This window comes from Pantoea sp. E2023-21 (genome assembly GCF_051302795.1).
In the GTDB taxonomy this organism is placed as follows: Bacteria; Pseudomonadota; Gammaproteobacteria; order Enterobacterales; family Enterobacteriaceae; genus Pantoea; species Pantoea ludwigii_A.
The window spans coordinates 908,261-934,709 of record NZ_CP195344.1; the positions used below are offsets into that span (position 1 = coordinate 908,261).

29 protein-coding genes and 3 tRNA genes are annotated in these 26,449 nt (G+C 52.5%); 13 read left to right on the forward strand and 19 right to left on the reverse strand.

Going from position 1 to position 26,449, the window contains the following annotated elements:
• The first annotated feature begins 1 nt into the window (after position 1).
• On the forward strand, positions 2-418 hold the full coding sequence (gene sufE / locus ACRQ84_RS04355) for a cysteine desulfuration protein SufE (RefSeq protein ID WP_007892732.1): 417 nt from the start codon (positions 2-4) through the stop codon (positions 416-418).
• A 61-nt stretch (positions 419-479) separates the two neighbouring features.
• On the forward strand, positions 480-1,478 hold the full coding sequence (locus tag ACRQ84_RS04360) for a L,D-transpeptidase family protein (RefSeq protein ID WP_483817267.1): 999 nt from the start codon (positions 480-482) through the stop codon (positions 1,476-1,478).
• 75 nt (positions 1,479-1,553) lie between these two features.
• On the opposite strand, the gene ACRQ84_RS04365 is transcribed toward ACRQ84_RS04360, so the two are convergent.
• From ACRQ84_RS04365 to ACRQ84_RS04390, 6 genes are all read right to left on the reverse strand, one after another.
• Positions 1,554-1,790: a major outer membrane lipoprotein gene (locus tag ACRQ84_RS04365; protein WP_064741043.1), complete on the reverse strand. Its 237-nt coding sequence runs from the start codon at positions 1,788-1,790 to the stop codon at positions 1,554-1,556.
• 304 nt (positions 1,791-2,094) lie between these two features.
• Entirely contained in the window at positions 2,095-3,507 is a 1,413-nt protein-coding gene (gene pykF, locus ACRQ84_RS04370) for a pyruvate kinase PykF (protein ID WP_061716691.1), read from the reverse strand.
• 342 nt (positions 3,508-3,849) lie between these two features.
• A tRNA-Val gene (locus ACRQ84_RS04375) sits at positions 3,850-3,926 on the reverse strand.
• Between the two features lie 19 nt (positions 3,927-3,945).
• Positions 3,946-4,022, reverse strand: a tRNA-Val gene (locus tag ACRQ84_RS04380).
• Between the two features lie 3 nt (positions 4,023-4,025).
• Positions 4,026-4,102 (reverse strand) — tRNA-Val (locus ACRQ84_RS04385).
• A gap of 153 nt (positions 4,103-4,255) precedes the next feature.
• On the reverse strand, positions 4,256-5,629 hold the full coding sequence (locus tag ACRQ84_RS04390) for an MATE family efflux transporter (protein ID WP_064741044.1): 1,374 nt from the start codon (positions 5,627-5,629) through the stop codon (positions 4,256-4,258).
• Positions 5,630-5,827: 198 nt separating this feature from the next.
• Between ACRQ84_RS04390 and ACRQ84_RS04395 the strand changes: the two genes are divergently transcribed.
• Positions 5,828-6,472: a riboflavin synthase subunit alpha gene (locus ACRQ84_RS04395; protein ID WP_483817268.1), complete on the forward strand. Its 645-nt coding sequence runs from the start codon at positions 5,828-5,830 to the stop codon at positions 6,470-6,472.
• Positions 6,473-6,523: 51 nt separating this feature from the next.
• Here ACRQ84_RS04395 and cfa read toward each other — a convergent pair whose 3' ends face one another.
• Both cfa and punC read right to left on the reverse strand, forming a co-directional pair.
• Complete coding sequence (gene cfa / locus ACRQ84_RS04400; RefSeq protein ID WP_483817881.1) at positions 6,524-7,672, reverse strand: cyclopropane fatty acyl phospholipid synthase; 1,149 nt, start codon at positions 7,670-7,672, stop codon at positions 6,524-6,526.
• Between the two features lie 302 nt (positions 7,673-7,974).
• Entirely contained in the window at positions 7,975-9,177 is a 1,203-nt protein-coding gene (gene punC, locus ACRQ84_RS04405; RefSeq protein ID WP_483817269.1) for a purine nucleoside transporter PunC, read from the reverse strand.
• Between the two features lie 109 nt (positions 9,178-9,286).
• Here punC and punR point away from each other — a divergent pair, with 109 nt between their 5' ends.
• Positions 9,287-10,198: a DNA-binding transcriptional activator PunR gene (gene punR, locus ACRQ84_RS04410; protein WP_064741048.1), complete on the forward strand. Its 912-nt coding sequence runs from the start codon at positions 9,287-9,289 to the stop codon at positions 10,196-10,198.
• Here punR and purR read toward each other — a convergent pair.
• Positions 10,195-11,220, reverse strand: a complete 1,026-nt coding sequence (gene purR, locus ACRQ84_RS04415) for an HTH-type transcriptional repressor PurR (RefSeq protein WP_064741049.1) — start codon at positions 11,218-11,220, stop codon at positions 10,195-10,197. The two genes, punR and purR, sit on opposite strands and share 4 nt — an antisense overlap.
• A gap of 273 nt (positions 11,221-11,493) precedes the next feature.
• On the opposite strand from purR, the gene ACRQ84_RS04420 reads away from it, so the two are divergent.
• Positions 11,494-11,583 carry a cytochrome bd-I oxidase subunit CydH gene (locus tag ACRQ84_RS04420; protein WP_007892756.1) on the forward strand — a complete coding sequence of 30 codons (90 nt, stop codon included), beginning with the start codon at positions 11,494-11,496 and terminating at the stop codon, positions 11,581-11,583.
• 56 nt (positions 11,584-11,639) lie between these two features.
• Here ACRQ84_RS04420 and ACRQ84_RS04425 read toward each other — a convergent pair whose 3' ends face one another.
• A complete protein-coding gene (locus ACRQ84_RS04425; RefSeq protein ID WP_064741050.1) occupies positions 11,640-12,431 on the reverse strand; it encodes a C40 family peptidase in 792 nt (263 codons plus the stop codon).
• Positions 12,432-12,795: 364 nt separating this feature from the next.
• Here ACRQ84_RS04425 and ACRQ84_RS04430 point away from each other — a divergent pair, with 364 nt between their 5' ends.
• Positions 12,796-13,131, forward strand: a complete 336-nt coding sequence (locus ACRQ84_RS04430) for a Grx4 family monothiol glutaredoxin (protein ID WP_175501675.1) — start codon at positions 12,796-12,798, stop codon at positions 13,129-13,131.
• A 35-nt stretch (positions 13,132-13,166) separates the two neighbouring features.
• On the opposite strand, the gene rnt is transcribed toward ACRQ84_RS04430, so the two are convergent.
• The 5 genes from rnt to eptA all read right to left on the reverse strand — a co-directional run bounded on the left by rnt (position 13,167) and on the right by eptA (position 17,873).
• Positions 13,167-13,835, reverse strand: coding sequence for a ribonuclease T (rnt, locus tag ACRQ84_RS04435; RefSeq protein WP_008110303.1), 669 nt, complete (start codon positions 13,833-13,835; stop codon positions 13,167-13,169).
• Between the two features lie 107 nt (positions 13,836-13,942).
• On the reverse strand, positions 13,943-14,350 hold the full coding sequence (gene gloA / locus ACRQ84_RS04440; protein ID WP_007892766.1) for a lactoylglutathione lyase: 408 nt from the start codon (positions 14,348-14,350) through the stop codon (positions 13,943-13,945).
• A 101-nt stretch (positions 14,351-14,451) separates the two neighbouring features.
• Entirely contained in the window at positions 14,452-15,549 is a 1,098-nt protein-coding gene (locus tag ACRQ84_RS04445) for an alkene reductase (protein WP_064741052.1), read from the reverse strand.
• Positions 15,550-15,599: 50 nt separating this feature from the next.
• Positions 15,600-16,196, reverse strand: coding sequence for a TetR/AcrR family transcriptional regulator (locus ACRQ84_RS04450; RefSeq protein ID WP_483817270.1), 597 nt, complete (start codon positions 16,194-16,196; stop codon positions 15,600-15,602).
• Positions 16,197-16,235: 39 nt separating this feature from the next.
• Positions 16,236-17,873, reverse strand: a complete 1,638-nt coding sequence (gene eptA / locus ACRQ84_RS04455; RefSeq protein WP_483817271.1) for a phosphoethanolamine transferase EptA — start codon at positions 17,871-17,873, stop codon at positions 16,236-16,238.
• 228 nt (positions 17,874-18,101) lie between these two features.
• Between eptA and ACRQ84_RS04460 the strand changes: the two genes are divergently transcribed.
• The 4 genes from ACRQ84_RS04460 to ACRQ84_RS04475 all read left to right on the forward strand — a co-directional run bounded on the left by ACRQ84_RS04460 (position 18,102) and on the right by ACRQ84_RS04475 (position 20,506).
• Complete coding sequence (locus tag ACRQ84_RS04460; RefSeq protein ID WP_008110296.1) at positions 18,102-18,341, forward strand: DUF1289 domain-containing protein; 240 nt, start codon at positions 18,102-18,104, stop codon at positions 18,339-18,341.
• Between the two features lie 72 nt (positions 18,342-18,413).
• The gene (locus ACRQ84_RS04465; protein ID WP_483817272.1) at positions 18,414-19,310 is read left to right on the forward strand and encodes an aldo/keto reductase; all 897 of its coding nucleotides are present in this window, start codon (positions 18,414-18,416) and stop codon (positions 19,308-19,310) included.
• 80 nt (positions 19,311-19,390) lie between these two features.
• Positions 19,391-19,909, forward strand: a complete 519-nt coding sequence (gene sodC / locus ACRQ84_RS04470) for a superoxide dismutase [Cu-Zn] SodC (protein ID WP_483817273.1) — start codon at positions 19,391-19,393, stop codon at positions 19,907-19,909.
• A 129-nt stretch (positions 19,910-20,038) separates the two neighbouring features.
• The gene (locus tag ACRQ84_RS04475; RefSeq protein ID WP_483817274.1) at positions 20,039-20,506 is read left to right on the forward strand and encodes a hypothetical protein; all 468 of its coding nucleotides are present in this window, start codon (positions 20,039-20,041) and stop codon (positions 20,504-20,506) included.
• Here the strand turns inward: ACRQ84_RS04475 and ACRQ84_RS04480 are convergent, their stop codons facing one another.
• Genes ACRQ84_RS04480 through ACRQ84_RS04490 form a run of 3 tightly spaced genes read right to left on the reverse strand, consistent with a single transcriptional unit; the run spans position 20,507 to position 23,615 of the window.
• Positions 20,507-22,507, reverse strand: coding sequence for an FUSC family protein (locus ACRQ84_RS04480; RefSeq protein ID WP_064741058.1), 2,001 nt, complete (start codon positions 22,505-22,507; stop codon positions 20,507-20,509).
• Between the two features lie 7 nt (positions 22,508-22,514).
• The gene (locus tag ACRQ84_RS04485) at positions 22,515-23,372 is read right to left on the reverse strand and encodes an efflux RND transporter periplasmic adaptor subunit (RefSeq protein WP_483817275.1); all 858 of its coding nucleotides are present in this window, start codon (positions 23,370-23,372) and stop codon (positions 22,515-22,517) included.
• A gap of 6 nt (positions 23,373-23,378) precedes the next feature.
• Positions 23,379-23,615 carry a DUF1656 domain-containing protein gene (locus ACRQ84_RS04490; RefSeq protein ID WP_064741060.1) on the reverse strand — a complete coding sequence of 79 codons (237 nt, stop codon included), beginning with the start codon at positions 23,613-23,615 and terminating at the stop codon, positions 23,379-23,381.
• Positions 23,616-23,765: 150 nt separating this feature from the next.
• Between ACRQ84_RS04490 and slyA the strand changes: the two genes are divergently transcribed.
• Complete coding sequence (gene slyA, locus ACRQ84_RS04495; protein WP_007892783.1) at positions 23,766-24,203, forward strand: transcriptional regulator SlyA; 438 nt, start codon at positions 23,766-23,768, stop codon at positions 24,201-24,203.
• Positions 24,204-24,243: 40 nt separating this feature from the next.
• Here slyA and slyB read toward each other — a convergent pair whose 3' ends face one another.
• Complete coding sequence (gene slyB / locus ACRQ84_RS04500) at positions 24,244-24,711, reverse strand: outer membrane lipoprotein SlyB (RefSeq protein WP_007892784.1); 468 nt, start codon at positions 24,709-24,711, stop codon at positions 24,244-24,246.
• A 275-nt stretch (positions 24,712-24,986) separates the two neighbouring features.
• On the opposite strand from slyB, the gene anmK reads away from it, so the two are divergent.
• Together anmK and ACRQ84_RS04510 are read left to right on the forward strand one after the other, a co-directional pair.
• Positions 24,987-26,108: an anhydro-N-acetylmuramic acid kinase gene (gene anmK, locus ACRQ84_RS04505; protein WP_483817276.1), complete on the forward strand. Its 1,122-nt coding sequence runs from the start codon at positions 24,987-24,989 to the stop codon at positions 26,106-26,108.
• Positions 26,109-26,117: 9 nt separating this feature from the next.
• Positions 26,118-26,447, forward strand: a complete 330-nt coding sequence (locus ACRQ84_RS04510; protein WP_483817277.1) for an MliC family protein — start codon at positions 26,118-26,120, stop codon at positions 26,445-26,447.
• Positions 26,448-26,449: the final 2 nt, after the last annotated feature.

A 26,449-nucleotide genomic window follows, 5' to 3' on the forward strand; every position in this document is an offset into this window, starting at 1 on the left:
CATGGCGAATTTGCCAGATAAAGAGAGACTGGTACGTAACTTTAACCGTTGCGCTAACTGGGAAGAGAAGTACCTCTACATCATTGAACTCGGTGGGAAATTACCAGAATCCTCCGAAAGCTTGCAGCAGCCAGAACACGTGATTTCAGGTTGTCAAAGCCAGGTGTGGATCCGCATGACCCCGCAGGCTGATGGCACCATCGCCTTAGAAGGTGACAGTGATGCCGCCATCGTTAAGGGTTTGATTGCAGTGGTATTTAGCCTGTATCAAGGGCTTAAGGCGCCAGAGATTCTCGATCTCGATGTGCGTCATTGGTTCGGCGAATTGGCGTTGACCTCACATCTCACTCCCTCGCGTTCGCAGGGGCTTGAAGCGATGATCCGCGCGATCCGGCATAACGCTCAGACCCTCAGCTAAGTTACACTCCCCAGACCCCGGCTTGACCGGGGTCTGTTCTATCCGACAAAGAGAAAATTGCATGAAACCAGCCTTACGATTAGCCGGTGCATTGCTGTTGTCCTGTTGCGGACTCTCTGCACCTGCATTTGCAACCGTTTATCCCCTACCAGCCGATAACAGCCGTTTAATTGGCGAGAATACGCTTACCACTGTGCCGGATGACAAACGGCCGTTAGAAAGCATTGCAGCGCGTTATAAGATAGGCATGCTGGGCATGCTGGAAGCGAATCCAGGCGTTGATCCCTGGCTGCCAAAGGCCGGCACACAATTAACCGTGCCGCTGCAGATGCTGCTGCCCGATGCGCCACGCGAAGGCATTGTCATCAACCTCGCAGAACTGCGGCTTTACTATTATCCGAAAGGTGAAGATCGCGTTGTGGTCTATCCGATTGGTATTGGCCAGTTGGGCGCCATGACGCCAACCATGGTCACCAGTATCAGCCAGAAAATCCCTAATCCTACCTGGACGCCGACCACCAATATCCGTAAGCGCTATGCCAAAGAGGGCATCACCTTGCCAGGCGTGGTACCTGCAGGGCCAGATAATCCAATGGGGCTGTTTGCCATGCGTCTGGCGCGCGGCACTGGTCAATATTTGATTCACGGCACCAATGCCGACTTTGGTATTGGCATGCGCGTGAGTTCTGGCTGCATTCGCCTGCGTCCTGATGATATTGAAGCGTTGTTCAACAGCGTGCCGAAAGGCACGCGCGTGCAGGTCATCAATCAGCCAATCAAGTATGCGATTGAGCCCGACGGTAAGCGCTACGTTGAAGTGCATCAGCCTTTATCACGCAATGATAAGGACGATCCGCAAACCATGCCAATTGCGCAGTCTGCGCAGCTGAAAGCCTTCTCAAAGAGCGACAAGAGCGATACGGCGTTGATTAAGGAAGTGATAGCACGACGTTCAGGCATGCCAGTGCTGGTAAGCAGTGGTGAGCCGGTAACAGATGAGAGCACTGTGCCGACGGAGAAGGGTGCTGAAGCGAAAGGTGCGGCGGAAGCGCAACCCTGATTCCGGACCAGAGAAACGCAGAATCAGGACAAAAAAAATGGTGCCACATGGGCACCATTTTTCAAACCAGAACTCTTACTTACGGTAAGAGTGAGCCTGGTTGTCCAGACGCTGGTTAGCACGAGCTGCGTCATCTTTAGCAGCCTGAACGTCAGAACGGATTGCGTTCACGTCGTTGCTCAGCTGATCAACTTTAGCGTTCAGAGTCTGAACGTCTGAAGACAGTTGGTCGATTTTAGCGTTGCTTGAGCAACCAGCCAGCATAGTTGAAGCCAGGACTACCGCGCCCAGTACCAGTTTAGTACGATTCATTCTTTATACCCTCTAGATTAAGTTAATCTCCATGTAGCGTTACAAGTATTACACAAAGCTTTTTGAGTTGAGAATAAATTTTTGATGAGAACATGCTTAAATTTGATCGTTCGCTCAAAGAAACAGCATTTAACAGAAGATGATGAAAATAATTAGCTAAAACAGAGAGATTTAATCGGACTAACCTTAATCATACGAGATTTTGAATAGTTAATTTCGATTGGAAATTTCTGGCTTTTGTATTACGACAGCAATAAAAAAAGCGCCTGCAAAAGGCGCTTTTTAATAAAAATTCAGTTGCTAATCAGATTACATGTACGGAAGCGGTATTTGTCGTTCCGCTTGGTACTAATGCACCTGAAACCATCACCACAACATCGCCTTTCTGCGCATATCCGCTTTCCAGCGCCATTTCTTTACCAATGCGGTAGAAATCATCAGTTGAGGCAATTTCAGTTACCAGATGCGTTTCGATACCTTTGCTCAGTATCAGCTGGCGCGCGGTGGTTTCGTTGGTGGTGAGCGCCAGAATGGTGGCATCCGGGAAATACTTACGGATGGCTTTGGCTGATTTACCGCCTTCGGTGGCTACAACAATGAGTGGTGCTTCCAGCTTCTCTGCCGTCTCAACCGCACCGCGGCAAACCGCTTCGGTGATGCGCAGCTTACGTGAGTCTTGCAGCGAATCGATGCGGGATTTCATCACGCGATCGGTACGCTCACAGATGGTCGCCATGATGGTGACCGACTCCAGCGGATAGCGGCCTTTCGCACTCTCACCCGACAGCATCACGGCATCAGTCCCATCAAGGATGGCGTTAGCGACGTCGCCAGCTTCCGCGCGAGTAGGGCGTGGGTTCTTGATCATTGAATCCAGCATCTGTGTAGCGGTGATCACCACTTTGCGTGCTTTATTACACTTCTTGATCATCATCTTCTGCGCGAAGATCACTTCTTCAACCGGGATTTCTACGCCGAGGTCACCACGGGCAACCATGATGCCGTCTGACGCTTCGAGGATCTCGTCGAAGTTGTTCAGGCCTTCCTGATTCTCGATTTTCGAGATGATCTGAATGTGCTCGCCGCCATGCGCTTTCAGGTGCTCACGGATTTCCAGCACGTCAGAACGCTTACGGATAAACGAAGCGGCGACGAAATCAACGTTTTGCTCGCAACCGAAGATCAGGTCGCGCTTATCTTTCTCCGCCAGTGCAGGCAGCTGAATGGAAACGCCCGGCAGGTTCACGCCTTTGTTTTCACCCAGATCGCCATTGTTCAGAACATTACACACCACCGAGTTTTCAGTGACTTCAGTGACCTGCATACCGATCAACCCATCGTCGACTAGCACGGTGTTGCCAATTTTCAAATCTTCGGTGAAACCGGCGTAGGTCACGGCAACACGTTCGCTGTTACCAATCACCGACTGATCGGTGGTGAAGGTGAAGGTCTGGCCAGCTTTCAACGACACATCGTTGCCGCCTTCCAGTTTCATGGTGCGAATTTCCGGACCTTTGGTGTCCAGCAAAATAGCGGCCTGACGACCGGTTTTTTCCATTACGGCACGCATGTTGGTGATGCGTTGACCATGTTCAGCGTAATCCCCATGTGAGAAGTTCAGGCGCATCACGTTCATGCCTGCTTCCAGCAGTTGGGTCAGCATCTCTTCAGATTCGGTTTTTGGACCGATAGTACAAACGATTTTGGTCTTTTTCATGTCAGGTTTTCTATAAGTTGTGATGGATGATAAAGGTCGGAATTCGATGCGCATGGCACCGAAGTGAGAATAGTTATGGTGTTGGAACGGATTTCACAGAAATAAGAATAGGAGACGAAAGCAAAGCGTGCAGAGAAGTTATGCAGTACGCGAGGGAACTGAGTCATCAGTGTTGCGCAAATCATTGGAGTTGTTTGCATAGGCACGTTAGCGCTGAAACCTTTCAGGTGGAACAACGCGGCATAGTATAGTCGCTAAGTATGCGAAAACCAATATAAAAGCGGCGTAAGAAAGACGATGCAGATCAAGAAAAGGGTGTTGCGCAAGGAGATAAAACCAGAGTGGTGCGCTCTAATGGACTCGAACCATCGACCCCCACCATGTCAAGGTGGTGCTCTAACCAACTGAGCTAAGAGCGCATTCAGGAAATTCAATAATTGGTGCGTCCGAGTGGACTCGAACCACCGACCCCCACCATGTCAAGGTGGTGCTCTAACCAACTGAGCTACGGACGCACTTGGTGCGCTCTAATGGACTCGAACCATCGACCCCCACCATGTCAAGGTGGTGCTCTAACCAACTGAGCTAAGAGCGCAACACGCTGTCAGGACGACAGCGGGGACGAATATTAACGGCAGGTCGTGATGCTGGCAAGGGGAAAAAGTGTTTTTCCCCCACGACTGACCAGCAACTGTGCTATGCGTCGTTTTTTTCGCCATTACCCGTCAATTTATGTGCCTTCAGCCACTTAGCGTGCAGCACGCGCGAGGATGACCTGTGCAGGTAAGCGCTGCAAACGACGGATACGCCAAATCATCATCACTGCCGCTGAAGTCAGGCCGATAATAAAGCCGCACCAGAAACCGGCTGGGCCTAATTTCGGTAATACCCAGTCCGTCATCGCCAGCACATAACCTACCGGTAATCCCAGCACCCAATAAGCAATAAAGGTAATAAAGAAGATCGAGCGCGTATCTTTATACCCGCGCAAAATACCGCTGCCAATCACCTGAATCGAATCTGAGAATTGATAGATCGCCGCCAGCAGCATCAACTGCGCGGCAAGGGTAATCACTTCCGGATTGGTGGTATAAAGTGCGGCGATATCGTGACGGAAAATCACGGTAAACAGCGCGGTGAGACCTGCCATGCTGATGCCCACGCCTTGTCCGGTCCAGGCGGCGACGCGCGCCTGTTCGGCCGAGCCTTGTCCGAGTCGATAGCCAACACGAATGGTGGTTGCCACGCCAAGTGAAAGGGGCAACACGAACATCAATGAACTGAAGTTAAGCGCGATTTGGTGGCCAGCCACTTTCACGATGCCGAGCGGTGATACCAGCAGCGCGACCACAGCAAATAGCGTGACCTCAAAGAACAGCGCTAATGCCACCGGCAAACCCAGCGTGAACAGACGTGACAAAATGGCGCGTGATGGTGCGGACCAGCGCGTTTTCATACGAATGTCGCGCATACTTGCCATGCGTTTCACCCAGAAGCGCATCACCAAAAACATCACCCAATAGACCGATGCTGTCGCCACGCCGCAGCCTACGCCGCCCAGGGCCGGCATACCAAAATGGCCGTAAATAAAGACATAGTTAAGCGGAATGTTCACCATCAGGCCGAGAAAGCCGAGCAGCATCGCCGGTTTGGTTTTCGACAAACCTTCACATTGGTTGCGCATCACCTGGAACAGCAGATAACCCGGCGCACCCCACAGTAATGCATGGAGGTATCCTTCAGCTTTCGCGGCCAATTCGGGATCAATGTCATGCATGGTGTTAATCAGATAACCGGCGTTCCACAGCACGACCATAATCAACAGCGCGACAGCCATTGCCATCCAGTAACCCTGGCGCACTTGTTCCGCGATACGTTCGCGTCGTCCTGAACCGTTGAGTTGCGCAACGGTAGGCGTCAAAGCCAGTAGAAGACCATGGCCAAACAGAATGGCGGGAAGCCAGATAGAGGTGCCGACAGCAACGGCGGCCATATCCGTGGCGCTTACCGCACCGGCCATAACAGTATCTACAAATCCCATCGCAGTCTGGGCTACCTGAGCAAGGATGACCGGAATCGCGAGGGCCAGCAATTGACGCGCTTCTGTAAAATACTTCTGCACGTAACACCTGCTTAATTAAAGAAGAGAGTGGGGCGAAATCCCCAAAGAATGCGCGGCATAGTGTAGCGGCAGTGTTAGCTTCCGCCAAACATTGATCGCATTTTGTTTAGCAAGTTGTGTAAAGTTTGAACCCCGCCAAATTAAGCTGCCGCCGACAAGCTGTGATAAACTGACGCAAACTTTGCAGAGGCTGAGATTATGTTTACTGGAATTGTGCAAGGCACGGCAGAAATTGTCGGCATTGAAGAGAAAGATCTGTTTCGTACCCATATTGTGCGCTTACCGGACGATCTGTTACCGGGACTGGCGCTGGGCGCATCGGTGGCACATAACGGTTGCTGTCTGACCGTGACCGAGATTAACGGCGATCTGGTTAGCTTCGATCTGATTAAAGAAACATTGCGCATTACCAACCTGGGTGAATTAAAGGTGGGTGATGTTGTGAATATTGAGCGTGCAGCGAAGTTTAGCGATGAAATTGGCGGTCACTTAATGTCTGGCCATATTATGACCACGGCGGAAATCTGCAAAATCATCCAGTCAGAAAACAACCGCGAAATCTGGTTTAAATTACAGGACGCCACGCAGATAAAATATATTCTGCATAAAGGTTTCGTCGGCATCGATGGAATCAGTTTAACCGTGGGCGACGTGACGAAAAGCAAATTCTGTGTGCATCTGATTCCAGAAACGCTGGAGCGCACCACGCTAGGCGCGAAGAAGTTTGGTCATAAGGTCAATATTGAGATTGATCCTCATACTCAAGCGATTGTGGAAACGGTTGAACGCGTTTTAGCGCAGCGTGAAGCCGCCGCACTGGCGCAGCTTGATAGCGCAGAATAATGCGGTTTAAAAAGGCGCCATGCGGCGCCTTGATTCATTTCCAGATGCGCATTAACGCGCAACGCGTAATCCGCCATCCTTGCCACGACTAAACACCACCTGCCACAGCTGAATATCACGGGCACGAAACGCACCGGCGCAGGCATTGAGATAATAATCGAACATCCGTTTAAAACGTTCGCCATATTTCTCGGCCAGTTGCGGCCAGCCAGCCTGAAAACGGTCGTACCACGCCATTAACGTTGTATCGTAATCCGTGCCAAAATTATGCCAGTCTTCCATAACGAAATGTGGCTCACTGGCGTCCGCGATTTGTCGAACCGACGGCAAACAACCGTTCGGGAAGATATATTTATCAATCCACGGATCGACATTCATATCTGTCGTGAGGGCACCAATGGTGTGCAGCAAAAATATGCCGTCTGGCTTGAGATTGCGGTCAGCAACATCAAAATAAGTGGCATAGTTTTTCGGCCCGACATGCTCAAACATACCGACGGAGACGATGCGATCATATTGATTATTAAGATCGCGATAATCCTGCAGCAAAATAGTGACATCTAAACCTTCACAGCGTTGTTGAGCCATTTTTTGCTGTTCGGCTGAAATCGTCACGCCATGCACCGTTACGCCATAGTGGCGCGCCGCATATTCTGCCAGCCCGCCCCAGCCACAACCGATATCCAACAGCGTCATGCCCGGTTCCAGTTGTAACTTGCGGCAAATCAGATCCAGTTTTGCCTGCTGCGCATTTTCCAATGTTTCGGCATCTTTCCAGTAGCCGCAGGAATATTGCATATAAGGGTCAAGCATTAATGAGAAAAGATCATTGCCGAGATCGTAATGTTCTTTACCGACAATCCAGGCACGTTTTTTTGATTGCAAATTAGTGAGACGCGCAGCTGCAATGCGCAACGTATCTTTAAAATGCCGCGGTAATTGTTGGTCCAGATGATGTTTTAATACGCGATGGAAGAACATATCGAGTTGTTCACACTCCCACCAACCGTCCATGTAACTTTCACCCAAGCCGAGAGAACCGTTTTCAAGAACGCGTTTAAAAAAATCTGGATGCTTTACCTGAATATCCCAGGGACGAGTGCCATTAACTGCAATATCTGCGCGCTCTAGCAGTTCATTGACGATCCGATACCAGTGGTTTTCTTCAAGGCTCACTTCTTCTATAACAGATGAACTCATAGCTTCTCCATCACCTTCCGATCTGAACCTGAGAAAAAGAATAGCCAATTTCCCAAGACCTGTGAGAGAACTCACGGAAAACCCGTGCGCCAAAAATCCGACGTTTTACAGAGGTATGAATTTGAATAGAAAAGTTGGACGTAACACTGGAGTATCGTGCAGACGCCATCCCGCGACAGGGTCGCTAAAGGTATTACATTTATATTATTGATTTAATACAGAATTACTGACCCACTGAGTATATGCTCACGTGGGTCAATATTCAACGGGTGATCGTTAGTTTGCTAACGAAAATCGTTGCCTTAATGATTATCTTCGCAGGGACGGGAAGTGTGGGCAATATCACTTTGTGCGTTTACTGCTCGCTGGCAGACAAACCCCGCCCACGCCAGTACCACGGTGGCCACCATCACTAAAGTCGTGTTAAACAGCGCTTGCTCAAGGCCAGCAGAGACCAACAGGCTGGCGACAAAGCACAATCCTAACTGGAACAAGTTCTGTAATCCGGCCGCTTTGCCGGTGGCGTGCGGGAAGGGCGCTAATGCGCTGGCAACCACAATCGGATAGATCGCGCCATTGGCCAGCGCCATGCCGCAGAATGGCATGAGTAATACGAACAGCGGCGCTGAAGGCATTAAGGCGATAACAAACAGGCTCAGGATGCTCAGGCTATACAGCACCAGCAACCATGGCAACAGTTGTGCACCTTGATAACGATTTAACAGCGTGCGACAGCCAAAACCGCCAATTAAAAACGCAATAGTCTGCGGAATATAACTCAGGCCAATATCGCCCGGTGTCAGGCCAGCAGCGGCGAGAATGAAAGGTGATCCCGTCAGCCAGGCGAAGAAACTCGCCGAGCAAGCAGAATAGATCAAGACGTTACCGCTATAGACGCGCGTGCCCAGTAAGGTTAACCAGCCAGGTTGTGTACCACCGGCCACTTTTTCGCGCTTAGCCGACGTTAACTGCAGCGTACCGATCAGCAGTACCACCGCGACCAATGTCAGCGTGATAAAGATGCTGCGCCAGTGGAAGTGGCTGATAAGCCAGGCGCCAAGCAGTGGTGCCAGCGCAGGAGACAGCGCAACCAGCGGCATAATCGTTGCAAACACTTTATTCGCTTTGGCTTTTGGATAGTGATCTACCACCAACGCCTGCCAGCTCACGGCTGCAGCACACACGCCAATGGCCTGCACAAAGCGCAGCGCCAACATCAGGCGTACGTCGGTTACCCAAAGCATACCCAGGCAGCCGAGGGCGAAGATGGCTAAACCCGCCAGTAAAATCGGTTTACGTCCATAACGATCCGACAGCGGCCCCCAAAATACCTGTGCACAGGCAAAACCGCCGAGAAACAGACTTAAGCTGGCGCTGATAGTGCCGGGTGCGCTAGCAAAATCACGCTGCATATCGCCAAAGGCGGGTAAATACATATCCGTGGCAAGAAAGCCGAGCATGCTGAGCACGGCGAGATAAGGCATAAATGCTTTAGACGACAACATGTTGATTCTCTTTTGGGCAGGTTGAACGCCGGGAGTGTAAAAGGATGCAACGCGCTTTGTGAAACGCTAATATTTGCATGGAGCTGTTAAATTTTTTGAAGGCAAAAATATGTGGTCAGAATATGCGCTTGAAGTGGTGGATGCCGTGGCGCGCACCGGCAGTTTTAGCGCGGCCGCGCAGGAGCTGCATCGCGTGCCTTCTGCCGTCAGCTATACCGTGCGTCAGCTGGAAACCTGGTTGGCGGTACCGCTGTTTGAGCGCCAGCATCGCGAAGTGGTCATGACACCAGCCGGCGAGCACTTCGTTCGTGAAGGGCGATCTGTTATCAAAAAAATGCTGGCAACGCGTAGGCAGTGTCAACAACTGGCGAATGGCTGGCGCGGTGAATTGAGTATCGCGGTTGACTGCATTGTAAAACCGCAGCGCACGCGGCAATTAGTGAAGGACTTCTATCGTCATTTTCCCGATATGGAGTTGATTATCAGCTACGAAGTGTTTAACGGAGTGTGGGATGCATTAGCCGATGGCCGGGTAGATGTCGCGATTGGCGCCACGCAGGCAATTCCCGTCGGTGGACGTTTTGCGTTTCAGGATATGGGCGCGCTGAATTGGCGTTGTGTGGTCAGCCCGGATCATCCACTGGTTAACAGCACTGAACTGGATGATGAAACGTTGCGAGCGTGGCCATCTCTGGTGCTGGAAGATACGTCGCGTGCATTGCCGCGCCGTATGACCTGGACGCTAGATAATCAGCGGCGGCTGGTGGTGCCAGAATGGGAAACCGGGATGGCGTGTTTGTTGGCAGGATTGTGCGTTGGAATGGTGCCGGGCCATTTGGCGCGTCCGCTGCTGGACAGTCATAAATTGGTCGAACTGTCGCTGCCGCAAGCCTTTCCTGATAGTCCGTGCTGCGTCAGCTGGGCTGAACAACGCACGTCGCCGGCGCTTGAGTGGTTACTGGCTTATCTGGGGGATGCTGAAACGCTGAACCACGAATGGCTCAGCGAAGTGTCAGCTTAGCGGCGATAATCGCGGAATGGGCCGTACGCCACTGAACGACGTTCAATCAGCGTAGGCTGAACCTCGATGGTTTGTGGATCTTCACGTTTGCTGGTGATGCGATCCAACAGCATTTCCAGCGCTTTTTCACCCAGTTCGGCTTTAGGCTGGTGTACGGTGGTCAGCGCAGGCGTGAAATAGCGCGCGTTGCGCACGTTATCGTAACCAATCACCGAGATATCTTGCGGTACACGCAAACCCATCTCATCGGCGGCACAAATTGCGCCCATCGCCATAATATCGCCGCCGCAGAACACGGCGGTTGGGCGCTGTTTCTGGTTAAGAATCTGCTGCATTGCCTGATAACCGGATTCAGGTTCAAAGTCGCCCTGAACCACCCATTCTGGGCGCACTGTAATGCCTGCTTCGTTCATCGCCTGCAGAAATCCTGCGTGACGTCCGCCGCCGGTGTTGCGCTCCATCTGGCCAGGGATGGCACCAATATCGCGATGGCCACGTTCAATCAGATAACGCCCGGCGAGATAGCCGCCTTGAAACGCGTTGTCCTGCACCGTATCGGTAAAATCACCGCGCGAAGCACCCCAATCCATGACGACCATCGGGATATTGCGGTTCTCTTCCAACATTTGCAGTAAATCGTCCGGATATTCAGAACACATCACCAGCAAACCATCGACGCGCTTTTGCGCCATCATCGACAGATAGGCGCGCTGTTTTTGCAGATCGTTGTGCGCATTGCCGAGAATCAACGTATAGCCGCGTTCGAAACAACGATTCTCCACCGCTTCGATAATTTCAGCAAAATAGGGCGCTTCACTGGACGTTGCCAGCAGACCTAAGGTTTTGGTGTGATTCACTTTGAGACTACGCGCCACGGCACTTGGCGAGTAGTGTAATTGTTTGATCGCTTCCCATACGGCGTTACGCGTTTCTTCCGCAACGAAACGCGTTTTGTTGATGACATGCGAAACCGTGGTGGTTGAGACACCTGCGCGTTTTGCGACATCTTTAATTGTTGCCATGAAAATGGTACTCCTGGGCTTATCGCAACTCACTGATAAGTATATTGTTAAACGTTTGCGTCTGCTAACGCTTTTACAGCCCAAAAGGCGGGCAAAACGGGGTGTTATAGCAGACGAAATCACTTCATTATGCTGAAAATACAGCACGCGCAAAATCTGTTGCGCAACGAAAGGCGGCGATTCTAACAAGCCCGCGCGGATAACACGAGATTTTTGCCGATTGCTGTGCGAAAATCGCGTTAACCCCATTAATTGTGTGACTAAGGAGTTGTGATGAATACTGACCTGAAGCTGGCGCTAATGACCACTGTTGGCGCACTGTTGATGATTATCGCCTTCAGTTTTACCGCGATCATGCATTAACAAAAAAGCCGGAGCTGTGTGCAGCATCCGGCTTTTTTCTGTTTGTTGCGCAACAATTAGCGAATGGTTTTTGGCGTCATCATACGACGCGCGCCCACATAGTGTTTCTGCCAGTAATCCTCTCCCAAAGCGCTAATCTGAATATCTTTGCCGGTACGCGGCGACTGAATGAATTTGCCGTTGCCGAGATAAACGCCAACATGATCAGCGGTGCCGCGATTGTTAATGCGGAAGAACACCAGATCCCCTTTCTCCAGCATTTCACGTTTGATCGGGGAAGCATCACGCAAGTGATACATCTCATTGGCGGTGCGCGGAAATTTGAATTTCACCAGATCTTTATAGGCGTACCAGACCAATCCACTGCAGTCGAAACCGGTATGTGGCGAGGTGCCGCCCCATTGATAAGGTTTACCGAGTTGCCCCATTAATTTGGTCATCGCCGTTTCACGCGCTTTTTGATAACGCTGGCGGTGCGACTTACTCATTTTAATGCCGGTAAGCGCAACCGCTTCGTCATCAACCACCACTTCGGGAGATTTCTTCACCAGGCGTTGATGACCGTATTTCTTAGCGGTAAGTTTCAGCGGGGATTTTTTGCTGGTGGTTTTGTGCAGCGCGGTTTCTGTTTTGGTCTGTTTTTTTAGTTTGAATTTTTGGACAGCAGTCAGGCGCGATTTTTTTGTGGTGGTTTTCACCGGACGTCGTTTGCGGCGCTCGTCTTCACGTGCGCTCTTTTTCTCTGCTTTGAGCGAGCTGGCATTAACGGGTGCATGCGGAGATGCAGCAGCCACATTAAAGAACAGTTGGGCTAAAGCCAGTATGAAAAGCGTAATTAGTAGACGCATAATCCGGTTACAGGTTAAGCAGGCTGAATGAACACAGACTGCGGCAAAGTGAGAGAAATCTGATCAAGTGACCAGCGCCGAGGCAATTCTAATCCACTTTTTTTCCAAAAGGTAAGGCCTTTTTCCATTAATATGTTACCAGATTGATTCTGTAGCAAAAATGAGCGATTTCAGCTGGTTAACCCAGCGAAACTATTGCTAATTATTAATTTATTAATGCCAATTAATGATATGAAAATGTTATTTGTCATGAATTGACTTAACAAACATGGCGATTAGCAGGCGCAAACACAAAATCCCGTTTTCAGTACGGGAGCGAAATCGCTACAATAAACAAACACGAAGTGAAGGATTAAGGAAGGCAATAATGAGTACTGTTGAAAAAATTCAGCGTCAGATCGCAGAAAACCCGATTCTGCTGTACATGAAAGGTTCTCCGAAGCTGCCAAGCTGCGGTTTCTCGGCGCAGGCCGTGCAGGCGCTTTCCGCATGCGGCGAGCGTTTCGCCTATGTGGACATTCTGCAGAACCCGGATATCCGTGCTGAAATGCCAAAATACGCGAACTGGCCAACCTTCCCGCAGCTGTGGGTTGATGGTGAGCTGGTCGGCGGCTGCGACATCATCGTGGAAATGTTCCAGCGCGGCGAACTTCAGCCGCTGCTGAAAGAGACCGCTGAGAAGTATAAAGAAGCGGAATAATGCAGAAGGCCGACACATGTCGGCCTTTTCTTTGGCTATTCGACGGACGCGTCGTCAGCGGGTTCTTCACTGAAAGCCAATGGCCAGCCACCAAGGCGTTTCCAGCGATTCACCAGCTCACAGAACAGCGTCGCGGTTTGCTCGGTGTCATACAGCGCCGAATGCGCTTGCGTACTATCAAACTCCATTCCCGCTGCTTTGCAGGCTTTCGCCAATACGGTTTGCCCCAACACTAATCCGCTTAATGCCGCAGTATCAAACGTGGCGAAAGGGTGGAACGGATTGCGTTTCAGGCTGGCGCGTTCTGCGGCCGCCATGACAAAGTTAAGATCGAAAGTGGCATTGTGCGCCACAATAATGGCGCGATTACAGCCGCTGTCTTTGGTGCCTTTGCGTACCATTTTAAAAATCGCATGCAGCGCTTCGTATTCGCTTACCGCACCGCGCAGCGGATTGGTGGGATCGATACCGGTAAACGCCAGCGCCGCAGGATTGAGAATGGCGCCTTCAAACGGTTCCACATGGAAGTGCAGCGTTTCATCGCGATGCAACCAGCCGTCTTCATCCATTTTCAGCGTTGTGGCTGCAATTTCCAGCAGTGCATCGGTTTGTGCATTGAAACCAGCGGTTTCAACATCGATCACGACAGGATAAAAACCGCGGAAGCGTTGGTGGAGAGCGTTTAAAGCGTTCGATTCAGACATCAGGATCTCATGGCAATAAATAGGGCAGCGCGCATTATGGCAAAAATCGCAGGAGGGTGCAGCAGGAGAGGGAAGTCAGCCTGCAATTAGCAGGCTGACGAGCAACATTAGTTGCCTAAGCCGTGACCGGCATGTTTATTTTCAATCAGCTCGATTTTGTAACCGTCTGGATCTTCAACAAACGCAATAATGGTAGAACCGCCTTTCACCGGACCCGCTTCACGCGTCACGTTGCCGCCGGCGCTGCGAATGCGTTCGCAGGTGTCGGCCACATTGTCCACGCCCAGCGCGATATGGCCGTAGGCGTTGCCGAGATCATATTTGTCCACGCCCCAGTTGTATGTCAGCTCAATCACCGCGCCTTCGCTCTCTTCGGTATAGCCAACAAACGCCAGCGTGTATTTGTACTCGGTGTTTTCGCTCTGACGCAGCACGCGCATGCCGAGCACGCGGGTGTAAAAGTCGATGGAACGTTGCAAATCGCCAACGCGTAACATGGTGTGAAGTAAACGCATAACATCCTCTTTTTTAAAACGTCATCAGTGAATGACAAGACAACTTAGTATACACACTGATGAAACAACGCTGCCGCCAATCCACGGCGGCAGCCATTTTCTTACAGGGTGGGGTAATCGGTATACCCTTCCGCACCGCCGCCGTAGAAGCTTTCCGGACGTTGCGGGTTGAGAGGGGCATCTTGCTGCAGACGCGCCACCAGATCCGGGTTAGCGATAAAGTCGCGGCCAAACGCCACCGCATCAATCAGGCCGCGAGCAATCAGATCATCGGCTTTCTCAACGGTGTAGGCACCCGCACCGATGATGACGCCAGGGAACAGCGCACGCACTTTCTCGCGGAAGGCATCGCTGTAAGGCTGTCCACCCGCCCAGTCAGGCTCAGATAGGTGCAGATAGGCGATGCCGCGTTTGCCCAGCTCGGCGATATACCACAGCGCCGCTTTTTCTTCGTCCGGGCCATTTTCCAGATTCTGGAAGGCACCGATTGGCGAAACGCGAATCCCAATGCGGTCGGCAGACCAGTTGGCAATTGCTGCATCCACCACTTCCAGCGCGAAACGGCCACGTTTCTCAATCGAACCGCCATACTCATCGGTACGCTGGTTTGAGTCAGGTGCAAGGAACTGGTGCATCAGATAACCGTGCGCAGAATGCAGCTCCAGCAGGTCGAAGTCGGCATCGCGCGCATTGGCGGCGGCCTGACCAAAATCTTTTACGATTTGCTGAATTTCCGCCACTGACAGCTCGCGCGGTACTGAGGTGTCTTCACGATAGACAGAACCATCCGCGGCGCGTAGGGAAGTACGCGTACCCGCCGCCAGCGCGGTGGGTGCGACAGGCGCTTTGCCTTCTGGCTGCACGCTGTTATGCGAAATGCGGCCGGTATGCCACAGCTGGACGGCGCTGTGACCTTTAGCAGCATGAATGCCTTCGTTAATCATTTTCCACGCGGCAATTTGCTGCTGTGTGTGCAGACCCGGCGCGCCGGCGTAACCTTTCGCCTGGAAAGAGATCTGAGTGGCTTCGGTGATGATTAAACCGGCGCTTGCGCGCTGTTGGTAATATTCCGCCATCAACGGCGTTGGGATATCGCCCGGCTCAATGCTGCGCAGACGCGTCAACGGGGCCATGAAAATGCGGTTCGGTACGGTAATCGCGCCCACTTTGAGTGGGGAGAACAGCTGCTTACTCGCCATAATGATTGCTCCAGGAAGACCGGTCGTCTAGTAACGCGGATTTTTAAAAATCAGTGACTCATCAGCCACTGTTCGATGGTGTCGAGCGCCAGGCTAATCGGACCTGATTCTCGGGAAATCTTGCTCTGCAAACTGGCCCCAAGCCACAACAAGTAGCAACGATGCGCCAGCTGCTGCGGAGTTTGGTCATAGGGCAATGCCTGCTCAGCCGCCACATCGGTTAAACAGCGTGTGTAGGCTGCGATGATGGCATTCGCACCCTGTTGCAGCGCATCGCGCATCGGTTCAGAGAGATCGCACACTTCCGCTGATAACTTCACGCCAAGGCAGCCAACAATATGGCCCTGCTCGATAAACAGCCTTTCGCCATATCGAAAATGCGCTAACAGGCGTTCAGTCGGCGTGAGGCCTGGCAGATTCAGTTGCTGATCGATCTGTTGCTGAAAGTGGGTGAAGTAGCGCTCAATCAGCGCCACGCCAAAGGCTTCTTTCGAACCGAAATAGTGATAAAACGAGCCTTTGGTGACGTCCGCCAACGCCAGCATCTCGATCAATCCCATGCCGGTAAAACCGCGCTGTAAACAAACCTGCTCGCCAATGGCGAGCAGGTGTTCACGGGTATCGTTGCGTGGCTGAGTCTTATTCATGGGTTGCAGGTTATTAGACCAGTCAGTCTAACGCAACCTTCAGGCAGCCGTTTGGCACGATCTGATCATGTCCAGCTGTGGCTGATATTGCTGGGTCTGGACATTGAACATGCCTAAAACCGTATGGAAAAGATTATCTTGCGATACGTTTTCGTCGGCTGCTTGCTGGCGTAAACAGGCTTCATTAATGTGATTGACCGCCGCGTAACCTGGTGACATCCACAACAGCAGAGGAATGTGTGTCTGCTGCGTAGGGGCAAACAGATAAGGCGCACCGTGCAGATACATTCCGCGCTCGCCAAGAGATTCACCGTGATCGGAGAGGTAGACCAAGGCTACATTGAAGCGATCGCTCAGGCCTTTCAGCTTATCAATGGTGCGGCTTAGCATCGCGTCGGAATACAGCAAGGTGTTGTCATAGGTATTGACCAGCGCCTGATGATCGCAATCCTGAATCTGCTTACTGTCACAGGTGGGCGTAAAGCGGCGGAATTCAGCTGGATAGCGCTGATAATAGGCCGGACCGTGGCTGCCCATTTGGTGTAGTACAATAATGCTGTCGTTGTGCAGGCTATCAACATAGTTATCAAGACGATGCAGCAACACATCGTCCTGGCAAAATCCGTCATGGCAATATTGTGGCAGTTTCCACTGTGTCATATCGGTGTGTGGCACGCGGTCACAGGCGCCTTTACAGCCGCCATCGTTCTCGCGCCACAGCACGCTCACGCCCGCATGGGCAAGGATGTCGAGCATGCCTTCCTGATGGTGCGCCAGATTAGCGTCGTAATGCGCGCGTGGCATATTGGAGAACATACAGGGCACCGATATGGCGGTTTCTGTGCCGCAGGAACTGGCGTTGCGATAATAAATTACCTGCTGTTTTTTCAGTTCTGGATTGGTATCTCGCGCGTAACCGCCCAACGAGAAATTCCCGGCGCGCGCCGTTTCCCCTACGACTAGCACCACCAGCGTTTTTTTGGTTGCTGCGGAGATTAACGGACCTTTATGTGCATCTTCACCGAGTTTCACCAGCGCCTGGCTACCTTGCAGATAACGTTGATCGACATAATGGCCGGTACCGCTAACGATATTGGCCGGGGTAATCATCTTGATCAGGTTTTTATTATTGCGTATCAGCGAGGCGTAATCTTTGTAGAACAGCGCTGCCATTAGCAATATCACTAATATTGCTCCCAATGCGCCCGTTAAGCGTTGCAGTAAGTTCCACCACCATCGTTGTCCCTGATGAAAACGCACGCCGCAAATCAGCGCTACCGGCACAATCCCCATCAACAACATCCATATTACATAGCGGCTACTGATCAACGCACCGGCCTCTTGCGGGTCGGATTCAAATACGTTTTGGATCATATTGGTGTCGATCACCGTACCAAAACTGTGCATGAAGTAGTTGGCGGCCGCGCTAACGACGACCAGCACAATCAGCAACGGCTTGCGGATATAAGGCAACGCAGCAAGCGAGAAAATAAAATAGAAAGCCGAGGCTAGTACTACAGGGATACTGGCAGCGAACAGATAATCGTGGGGATGATCATAAGGGATCATTTCCCATGCGCGCAGCAAGAAAAGGGCATTCAATATCAAGGCGAAGAACAGCGCAGCAATAAGGTTAAATCCACTGCTACTGCACTGAAATGTGTTCGGAAATCTCATGAAAATTCGACGCTGAGGAGTAATGTGACAATCCTATGAAGACAAGATGAGGAAAACCTTAACGAAGATTAAACATGCGCACTCTAAATTCTGTAAACGCTGGCTATTTGGTAAACAGTCGTAACCAGAGGTGGCCGTGGGGGCATAATGAGCAATTCACGTTTACTCTTTGCACAATGTCACTAAGCTGTTATCAATGTTAAGTCAGATGTTAATTGCGGAGTTGATGTGGCCGAGCAACTGGAGTTCTTCCCCGTACCCAGTCCGTGTCGCGGCATTTGCCAGAGTGACGCGCGTGGCTATTGTCGTGGGTGTTTACGTAGCCGGGAAGAGCGCTTTAACTGGATGAAATTCAGCGATGCGCAAAAGCGCGATGTGCTGCGCTTGTGCCGGCAACGCTTTTTGCGCCTGCAGCGGCAGCAGAAAGTGGATGAAGATCATGATCCACAACAACCGGAACTGTTTTAAGAAAACGATGATTTGCCTTTCCGTTATACTCCCGCTTTCGTCATCTGGATCCGTGTTTGAGGGAGTTTAACCATGTTACAACCGCAGGCTATTGCACCGCAGGGACCGTCTTTTTCACCGCTGATTGCTGGCTACTGGCGTTTAATGGAGTGGGGCATGACGCCGCAGCAAGTGGTGGCGTTTATTGAGCACCATTTGGCGCTGGGCATCACCACCGTCGATCACGCCGACATTTACGGCGATTACCAATGTGAAGCCGCCTTCGGTGACGCGCTGCGCCTGGCTCCAGGCTTGCGTGAGAAGCTGCAAATCGTCACCAAATGTGGCATTGCCACGCGTGCAAAACCTGAACACCGCATCGGCCACTACATCACTGAAGCCAGTCACATTCTGCACAGCGCTGAAAATTCCCTGCGTCATTTCAATACCGATTACCTCGATCTCATGCTGATTCATCGTCCGGATCCATTGATGGACGCAGATGAGATTGCAGAAGCCTTTATGCCGCTGCATCAGAGCGGCAAAGTGCGCCACTTCGGTGTGTCCAACTTCACCGCTTCACAGTTCACGCTGCTGCAATCGCGTTTGCCGTTCAGTCTGGTCACTAACCAGCTGGAAATCTCTCCGCTGGAGCAAACCTCGCTGTTGGATGGCTCGCTCGATCAGTGTCAGCAGAATCGCATTCGTCCGATGGCATGGTCTTGCCTCGGCGGCGGCCGACTGTTTAACGATCCGCATTATCAACCCCTGCGTGATGAGCTGGAGCAGGTGAAAAAAGAGATTGGCGCCAGCAATATCGAGCAAGTGGTCTATGCATGGGTAATGAAGTTGCCAAGTCGTCCGCTGCCCATTATTGGGTCAGGCAAAATCGAACGTGTTAAAGAAGCGGTCGGGGCGTGCCAGTTAACGCTTGATCGCCAGCAGTGGTTCCGCATTCGCAAAGCCGCCATCGGTTATGATGTGCCCTAAAGCGTAAAGCTGCGTCAAATTACGGCAGCCTGGATGAAAGCAGTCCAGGCTTAAAGGGAATCTAACCGTAAGGAGACGTTATGAAGAAAACCCTCATTGTTATGCTGGCTGTGGCTTGCGCCGCTGGCGCGCAGGCTGCGTCGGAAGAGGTCACGCTGCATGAAACCACGGCACAAGGTATCGGGGCGGTGATTGGCAAAGTTACTCTCAGCGAAACGCCGTACGGTGTGCAATTTACACCCGCGTTAACCGGACTCAAACCCGGCATTCATGGCTTCCATGTGCATGCCAAAGGCAGTTGTGAACCCGGTCAATCCGATGGGAAAACCGTGGCAGCGGGAGCGGCAGGTGGACATCTCGATCCGCAAAACAGCGGCAAACATCTTGGCCCGTATGCCGACGGACACCTTGGTGACTTACCTGCACTGTTCGTGACAGAAGATGGCAAGGCGAATTATCCGGTCGTCGCGCCGCGCATCAAATCCCTGAGTGAAATCAAAGGTAAAGCCTTAATGGTGCATGTCGGCGGCGATAATCATGCCGATCATCCGCAACCGCTTGGCGGCGGCGGGGCGCGTTTTGCCTGCGGCGTAATTTAACGCTGAGGGCGGCAACTTTTTGTCGCCCTTTTTCACCCTACCTGAAAAAAGTTGACCCATTTTCTTACTACTCTCAGCGGTTTTTCCGTCCTATGATATTGATTCAGGAATAAATGCTCAGGGGCAGGAATGAAAACGCGTGGGATAATGCTGTTATGTTTGTTGTTGGTGGGTTGCGATCAACCGAATGATACGCAGTTACGTTTGGATGCCAGTCGACAATTACAACGCACTATCGATACCAATCCACTGCGCGTAACCTGTGAGAAGATTGCCCGTGGCCGTGAATGGCTGACACAGCACACACTGCAGCGTCTCGAAGCCCAGGGCTGTCAAAACGTATTACGCAGCGCGACCGAAACCAATTTTTTGCACAGTGAAACCTATCGACATGCGATGACGGTGGTTTGCGGCGGTATTCAGGGCAAAAGTTTCACCGGCACCACTTTGAGTCGGCGTTTTATCTACTCCTCAGAAGAGAAGGCGTTGGTGATCGAACCGATGTCCGATCAGGATAAAACCCGTTTTGAAGGACACAAATCGCTGCTGCAACTGCAGGAAGACTTTAATCGCCAGACCACGCAATATTGTCAGTGATCAATCCGGCACCGCCTGCGCAAGCTGCGCGAGTGAGCAGCGCAATCGCCACAAAATGCCAGCCAGCATATTGGCTTCGCGCTCGGGCTGCTGCTGCAATTGGTTAATCATGGTCTCCAGCTCATCCAGCGTGGCTTGCAACGCGGTGTGATGCACGCCGCGCAGGCTGATAATCCTTTGTAAATTTTGCAGGCTGCTGTCGCGCATCCGTCCCAGCGTAGCGGAAGTGGGCTGCCATTCACGCAGTTGCCAGACAATATGCGAACAGTTGAGCAGCACCACGCCCCAGCGCAGCAGCCAGACGCGCGCTTGCTCGTCGCGACTGTTACTTAACTGACTGATATGATGATAAATCTGCGATTCAAAGTGGCTTTCGCTTTGACGCGGATGGCGACGCAGTTGATCGAGAAACGCATGCCGCAGGGCGCGAATATGCCGGCGACTGCGACGCGCATCGGAACTGGGACGCAGCACCTGAAACGCCAGCCACGCCAGCAGTACGCCACACACCTTCGCGAGATTGTCATTCAGGAAACTTTGATAATCCCAATCTGGCGGATTGGTGACGGCAATAAACGATCCCATAAAAACAATGAATTGCCCCCACATCCCCGCACGTTTCTTCTGCTGCAGTTTAAACAACTGCAAGGTGAGTAGCAGCGGGAACAGCACCAACAAAAACTGCCACAGCGCGCTGATTTGCACCATCAAACCGAACTGCAGCACAAAACTAAACAGCGACAGCCACAGCAAGGTTTTTAGCAGTAGCGTTACGCTGCCACTGGGCGAAGGGGCGGAAGAGTAAAGCACACAGGCGATGGCGGTCAGCGTCAGGGCCGCGGCACCGGAATCCCACTGCGTGGTGATCCAAAAGGCGCAGCCCAGCATAATCACGCTGAAGGTGCGCAGTGCACTCCAGCCGGCTTCCGCACTGTCGCTCTCGCGCGCCAGTGAAGGCGCATAAGGCGGCTGAAAACGCGTGTCGGCATCGGCGCGTTCAATCAGGCGAATCCAGCGATTGACGTTGAGGTAGACCCAACAGAAATAGCGCAGTCGCTGGACGAAAGCGCGCTGCCGGTAATCACCGGTTGCCGCTGGCGTAATGCCGCGCAAAATTAGCGCCAAACGATATTTGTCACACTGCGGCTGCGCCAGTTCCTGCAGCAGTTTGGCAATAGCGTCGTAAAGTTCGGGTGGCGCGTCAGGCCAATTCAGCAACATGCGGCGCAGGCTGGAGAGTACGCTGGTCAGACGCAATTGCTGATGCAGCACATAGTTCAGCACGTTATTCTGGCGACGGAAGCGATAGTGGCTCCAAAATGCCTGAATGCGCAGCAGGTTCATGGTGAGAATTTGGCTGATAACGTTCTCATGCGCGGTACGCACGTTATCGGTGCTGCCTTGCTGCAGTAATAACACCGCATGATCCAGCAAGCGCGCATGCATCTGACGCAGCGAACTCATCAGTGCGTTGCCATCAGAGGTGCTGGGCAGAATCATCATCATCAATCCGGCACACAGGATGCCGGAGATCACTTCACAAACGCGCGCCTGAGCGATATCCCACAACTGAGTAACATCGGTGATGTTGACACTGCTAAAGGCAATGATGGCGGCGGTATACCCCGCCAGCGAAAACGCATAGGCCACGTTGTTTTGGTAGTGATTGGCGATCCAGGTGCAGAACGCCAGCCAACCGGCCATGAAGAAGGCAAACAGCCAGGGCTCGTTTAACGTATGTCCGGCAATCACCAGCGCGGCGGTAGCGCCGAGCAAACTGCCGACGATTCGGCCCAGACTTTTACTGATGGCACCGCCGACGGTGGGGAAACTGACCACCGCCGCCGAGGTCATAGCCCAATAAGGTTCATCGAGTTGCAGCGCATAGGCGATGGTTAACGCGAGACACATCGCGATGCCATTACGCAGCGCGTAGCGCCACTCGGCCCAACTTGCTTTTATCCACGGCAAATTTTGCCAGGCCAGCCACTGAACGTTCATCATGACCTCAGTGGGCGATAGAAATGGTACAGGTGGTGCCCGCCACCAGCGTTACGCCATCCGGCAACGCATCCAGATGAATACGCACTGGCACGCGTTGTGCCAGGCGGACCCAAGGTACGTTGGGCTTAATATCCGGGACCAATCCGCCATCGCTGGCGACACTTTGGTCATAAATGGCGCGTCCGATGCTCTCTACTTTACCCTGCAAGCGAGCGCCGTTGCTGTACAGCACAATCTGCGCCGCAGCGCCGGGTTGAATATGGCGCAGCTTGGTCTCTTCGAAATAACCCATTACGTAATAAGAATGGCTGTCCACCAGCGCAAACAGCGGCGTACCCGCACTGGCATAGTTGCCGGTGCGCAGCGTCAGGTTGCTGATCCAGCCATCGGTAGGCGCGGTAAGAGTGGTTTGATCGAGGTTCCAGCGCGCCTGATCAAGGCTCGCCTGCGCGGCTTTAGCGCTCGCTGTGGCGGCGTTGGCAGTCAAACGCGCGGCATCCATATCTTCCGCCGAAATGACGTTACGCGGCAGGCTGGCACGGCGATTGGCTTCATGCTGCGCTTTAGCCAGATCGGCCTGCGCTTTGGCTAACTGCGCTTCGGCGTTGGCCTGCGCAATTTGCCACGGCACCGGATCGAGCTTGAGCAATACGTCACCTTTATGCACGAACTGGTTGTCACGTACCGCCAGAGCGATGATGCGTCCCGACACGTCCGGCGTGATATCCACCAGTTCGGCGCGCACTTTGCCGTCACGCGTCCACGGCGATTGCATGTAGTAATTCCACATCCACCAGCCGGCAAGCAGGGCCAGCGCAAAGAGCACTACTGTGGAAAAATACTTAAAAGGGTTGAATTTCATGGTGATTTATCCGAGGCTCAGTAACCACAATGCGCCAGCAACGCACAGTACAAACAGGGAAAGATCCATTAAGGTGGGATGCCAGACATCGCCGGAGTAGATCCAGCCGCGAATCAGCGGGTGAATCATTAGCCAGAAAAAGAAACCGAGCAACACCGCTTTAAAAAGCGGAGGGAAAAACAGCGACGCACCGAAAACCAGGTCGGTAAGCGGGGCGCTGGGGGAAAAAGCGGTTAGGGACACGTGTCATCATCCTTTTGACCGGGAATCATCTCAATAGAGTTTAGACAGCCAGCGTATGCACTGGCCTGGTATTTGTAATTTGCCAGGTAAACTCGCAGAATAGTGTAAAATCTGGCTTAATAGCTAGCAAGCTAATTATAAGGAGATGCAATGGATACGCCCTTGGGAACCGATCTGTCTCGCCTGGTGCGCATTTGGCGCGCTTTGATCGATCAGCGTTTGAAACCGCTTGAGTTGACTCAAACACACTGGGTGACGTTACACAATATTCATCAACTCCCGCCAGAGCAGTCACAGATTCAGCTGGCTAAAGCGATCGGCATTGAGCAACCTTCTCTGGTGCGCACGCTGGATCAGCTGGAAGAGAAGGGATTGATCACCCGCGCCACCTGCGCCAACGATCGCCGCGCCAAGCGCATTAAGCTGACGAAGCAGGCGGAGCCAATCATTGAACAGGTTGAAAATGTGATTGATGCGACGCGTGACGACATTCTTTCCGGCATCAGCCTGGAAGAGATTAATCAGATGGTGACGCTGATTGCGCGGCTGGAAAAAAACATTCTCGAATTTCACAACCGCGAGAAATAAAAAAACCGACGCAAGGCGTCGGTTTTTTTTATCTGTACGCTTAACGTGGCGAAACGGTAACCTGGCTGCCGTTTGACGCCATTACTACGCGCTGACCAACCGAGTAGCGAGTGGCCGCTTGTTTCTGCACCACCATGATGGTGTTGCCATCATCCTTGCGGATTTCCAGCTCGACACCGTCAGATTTGTTGACCGCACCCTGAACGCCCTGACCGGCTACGCCACCGAGTACCGCACCGCCCGCAGTGGCCAGACTGCGGCCGCTACCGCCGCCGATGGTATTACCGAGGAAACCACCCAGCACGGCACCACCAATCGCGCCAATCACGTTGTTTTCATCGCCGCCCTGGATTTTCACCGGACGAACCGATACCAGCGTGCCGTAGGAAACACTTTGTACTTGTTTAGCTTCGTTGGCGCTGTAAACGTCACCGGAAAGGGTGCTGTCATTGGCACAACCTGCCAGAGTTAAGCCGGTTAACGCCACGGCTACAAAACGCTTAATCATCAGAACGCTCCTTAATGCAAAATAACGCCATATTTCTCATCCTGTACTGCACAGAGTATAAGACAGAAAACCGGCAATTGACTCTAAGTCCGTATAAAACGCGGCTGGGGCGAAGCATAGACCATCCTCCCTCAACAAAAATTCAATTACGTGACGAATATATTTCTTAGCTGGAATGCACTGCGCAGTGACGCTGAAAAGCGGAATTTTATCATAGAATTAGCCTCGGTAATTTGCCAGGCTTAAGCCAGATGATATTAAGGGAGTGAACCGCTATGAAATCAGGACGCTATATTGGCGTGATGTCTGGCACCAGCCTTGACGGCGTAGACGTGGTGCTGGCGGCGATTGATGGACATATGGTGGCGCAGCAGGCCAGCTATTGTCATCCCATTCCACAGGAACTACGTCAGCAGGTGCTGGCCATTTGCCAGGGACAAACATTGACGCTATCGCAGCTCGGGCAACTGGATACGCGTCTTGGCAAGCTGTTCGCCGAAGCGGTATTGACCTTGATGCACCAGCAGTCGCTGGAAGCCAGCGATATTATGGCGATAGGCTGTCACGGGCAAACGGTGTGGCACGAGCCGCAAAGTGATGCACCCAATACGCTGCAAATCGGTGATAACAACCAGATTGCGGCGGCAACCGGCGTAACGGTGATCGGTGATTTCCGTCGTCGTGATATGGCGCTCGGTGGGCAGGGCGCGCCGCTGGTACCCGCCTTCCATCAGGCGCTGTTAATGGACAGCGTGGAGCGCCGCATGGTGTTGAACATTGGTGGCATTGCTAATCTCTCACTGTTGATCCCGGGCCAGGCCGTACGCGGTTTTGACACCGGCCCAGGCAATATGCTGATCGATGCGTGGATTTGGCGGAATAAAGGCTTACCGTACGACAAAGAGGCTGCCTGGGCGCGCAGCGGTCAGGTGGTCCCGGCGCTATTGGAATTGATGTTAAGCGATCCCTGGTTCGCGCTGCCGCCGCCGAAAAGCACCGGGCGCGAATATTTCAATCTCAGCTGGATTGAGCAACAGTTGCAGCGTTTCCCGGCGCTGGCACCGCAGGATGTCCAGGCCACGCTAACCGAACTGACGGCGCTGACCATCGCCCAGCAGGTACAGCTCAACCACGGTTGCGATCGTCTGTTGGTCTGCGGCGGAGGTAGCCGAAATCCGCTGCTAATGGCGCGCCTGGCTACGCATCTGTCGGGTACCGAAGTCGGTACCACCGACGAAGCGGGCATCAGTGGTGATGATATGGAAGCGCTGGCCTTTGCCTGGCTGGCGTTTCGCACACTAAACGGATTACCGGGCAACTTGCCCGCGGTCACCGGCGCGCGTGATATGAGTGTATTGGGCGCGATTTATCCGGCCAATCCCCGCCCCCTTCGTTAAGAGGTGAAGATGAAAAAAAGCATAGTGGTGCTGAGTAGTATTGCGATATTGAGTGGTTGCGGCATGGTGCATAATCAGGAGCCAGCGCCGCAACAGTTGCGCTACCAGTGCGGCACGCTGCCGCTGACGGTGACGCAGGATAATGCGAAGCAGCAGGTGAGCTTCATCCTGGATGGCAAGCCACTGACATTGGCACAAACGGTCTCGGCCTCCGGTGCGCGTTACAGCGACGGCACTTACGTCTTCTGGTCAAAAGGCAATGGCGCTTTTGTTGAACGTAATAACAAAATCGTGATTAATGATTGTGAATTGCAGAACGCGGATAACGCCGTTCAGTAAAC

Coding starts and splice junctions, on each gene's coding strand:
- sufE (WP_007892732.1), top strand. CDS start 2: ATGGCGAATTTGCCAGATAAAGAGAGACTGGTACGTAACTTTAACCGT.
- ACRQ84_RS04360 (WP_483817267.1), top strand. CDS start 480: ATGAAACCAGCCTTACGATTAGCCGGTGCATTGCTGTTGTCCTGTTGC.
- ACRQ84_RS04365 (WP_064741043.1), bottom strand. CDS start 1,790: ATGAATCGTACTAAACTGGTACTGGGCGCGGTAGTCCTGGCTTCAACT.
- pykF (WP_061716691.1), bottom strand. CDS start 3,507: ATGAAAAAGACCAAAATCGTTTGTACTATCGGTCCAAAAACCGAATCT.
- ACRQ84_RS04395 (WP_483817268.1), top strand. CDS start 5,828: ATGTTTACTGGAATTGTGCAAGGCACGGCAGAAATTGTCGGCATTGAA.
- cfa (WP_483817881.1), bottom strand. CDS start 7,672: ATGAGTTCATCTGTTATAGAAGAAGTGAGCCTTGAAGAAAACCACTGG.
- punC (WP_483817269.1), bottom strand. CDS start 9,177: ATGTTGTCGTCTAAAGCATTTATGCCTTATCTCGCCGTGCTCAGCATG.
- punR (WP_064741048.1), top strand. CDS start 9,287: ATGTGGTCAGAATATGCGCTTGAAGTGGTGGATGCCGTGGCGCGCACC.
- purR (WP_064741049.1), bottom strand. CDS start 11,220: ATGGCAACAATTAAAGATGTCGCAAAACGCGCAGGTGTCTCAACCACC.
- ACRQ84_RS04420 (WP_007892756.1), top strand. CDS start 11,494: ATGAATACTGACCTGAAGCTGGCGCTAATGACCACTGTTGGCGCACTG.
- ACRQ84_RS04425 (WP_064741050.1), bottom strand. CDS start 12,431: ATGCGTCTACTAATTACGCTTTTCATACTGGCTTTAGCCCAACTGTTC.
- rnt (WP_008110303.1), bottom strand. CDS start 13,835: ATGTCTGAATCGAACGCTTTAAACGCTCTCCACCAACGCTTCCGCGGT.
- gloA (WP_007892766.1), bottom strand. CDS start 14,350: ATGCGTTTACTTCACACCATGTTACGCGTTGGCGATTTGCAACGTTCC.
- ACRQ84_RS04445 (WP_064741052.1), bottom strand. CDS start 15,549: ATGGCGAGTAAGCAGCTGTTCTCCCCACTCAAAGTGGGCGCGATTACC.
- ACRQ84_RS04450 (WP_483817270.1), bottom strand. CDS start 16,196: ATGAATAAGACTCAGCCACGCAACGATACCCGTGAACACCTGCTCGCC.
- eptA (WP_483817271.1), bottom strand. CDS start 17,873: ATGAGATTTCCGAACACATTTCAGTGCAGTAGCAGTGGATTTAACCTT.
- ACRQ84_RS04465 (WP_483817272.1), top strand. CDS start 18,414: ATGTTACAACCGCAGGCTATTGCACCGCAGGGACCGTCTTTTTCACCG.
- sodC (WP_483817273.1), top strand. CDS start 19,391: ATGAAGAAAACCCTCATTGTTATGCTGGCTGTGGCTTGCGCCGCTGGC.
- ACRQ84_RS04475 (WP_483817274.1), top strand. CDS start 20,039: ATGAAAACGCGTGGGATAATGCTGTTATGTTTGTTGTTGGTGGGTTGC.
- ACRQ84_RS04480 (WP_064741058.1), bottom strand. CDS start 22,507: ATGAACGTTCAGTGGCTGGCCTGGCAAAATTTGCCGTGGATAAAAGCA.
- ACRQ84_RS04485 (WP_483817275.1), bottom strand. CDS start 23,372: ATGAAATTCAACCCTTTTAAGTATTTTTCCACAGTAGTGCTCTTTGCG.
- slyA (WP_007892783.1), top strand. CDS start 23,766: ATGGATACGCCCTTGGGAACCGATCTGTCTCGCCTGGTGCGCATTTGG.
- slyB (WP_007892784.1), bottom strand. CDS start 24,711: ATGATTAAGCGTTTTGTAGCCGTGGCGTTAACCGGCTTAACTCTGGCA.
- anmK (WP_483817276.1), top strand. CDS start 24,987: ATGAAATCAGGACGCTATATTGGCGTGATGTCTGGCACCAGCCTTGAC.
- ACRQ84_RS04510 (WP_483817277.1), top strand. CDS start 26,118: ATGAAAAAAAGCATAGTGGTGCTGAGTAGTATTGCGATATTGAGTGGT.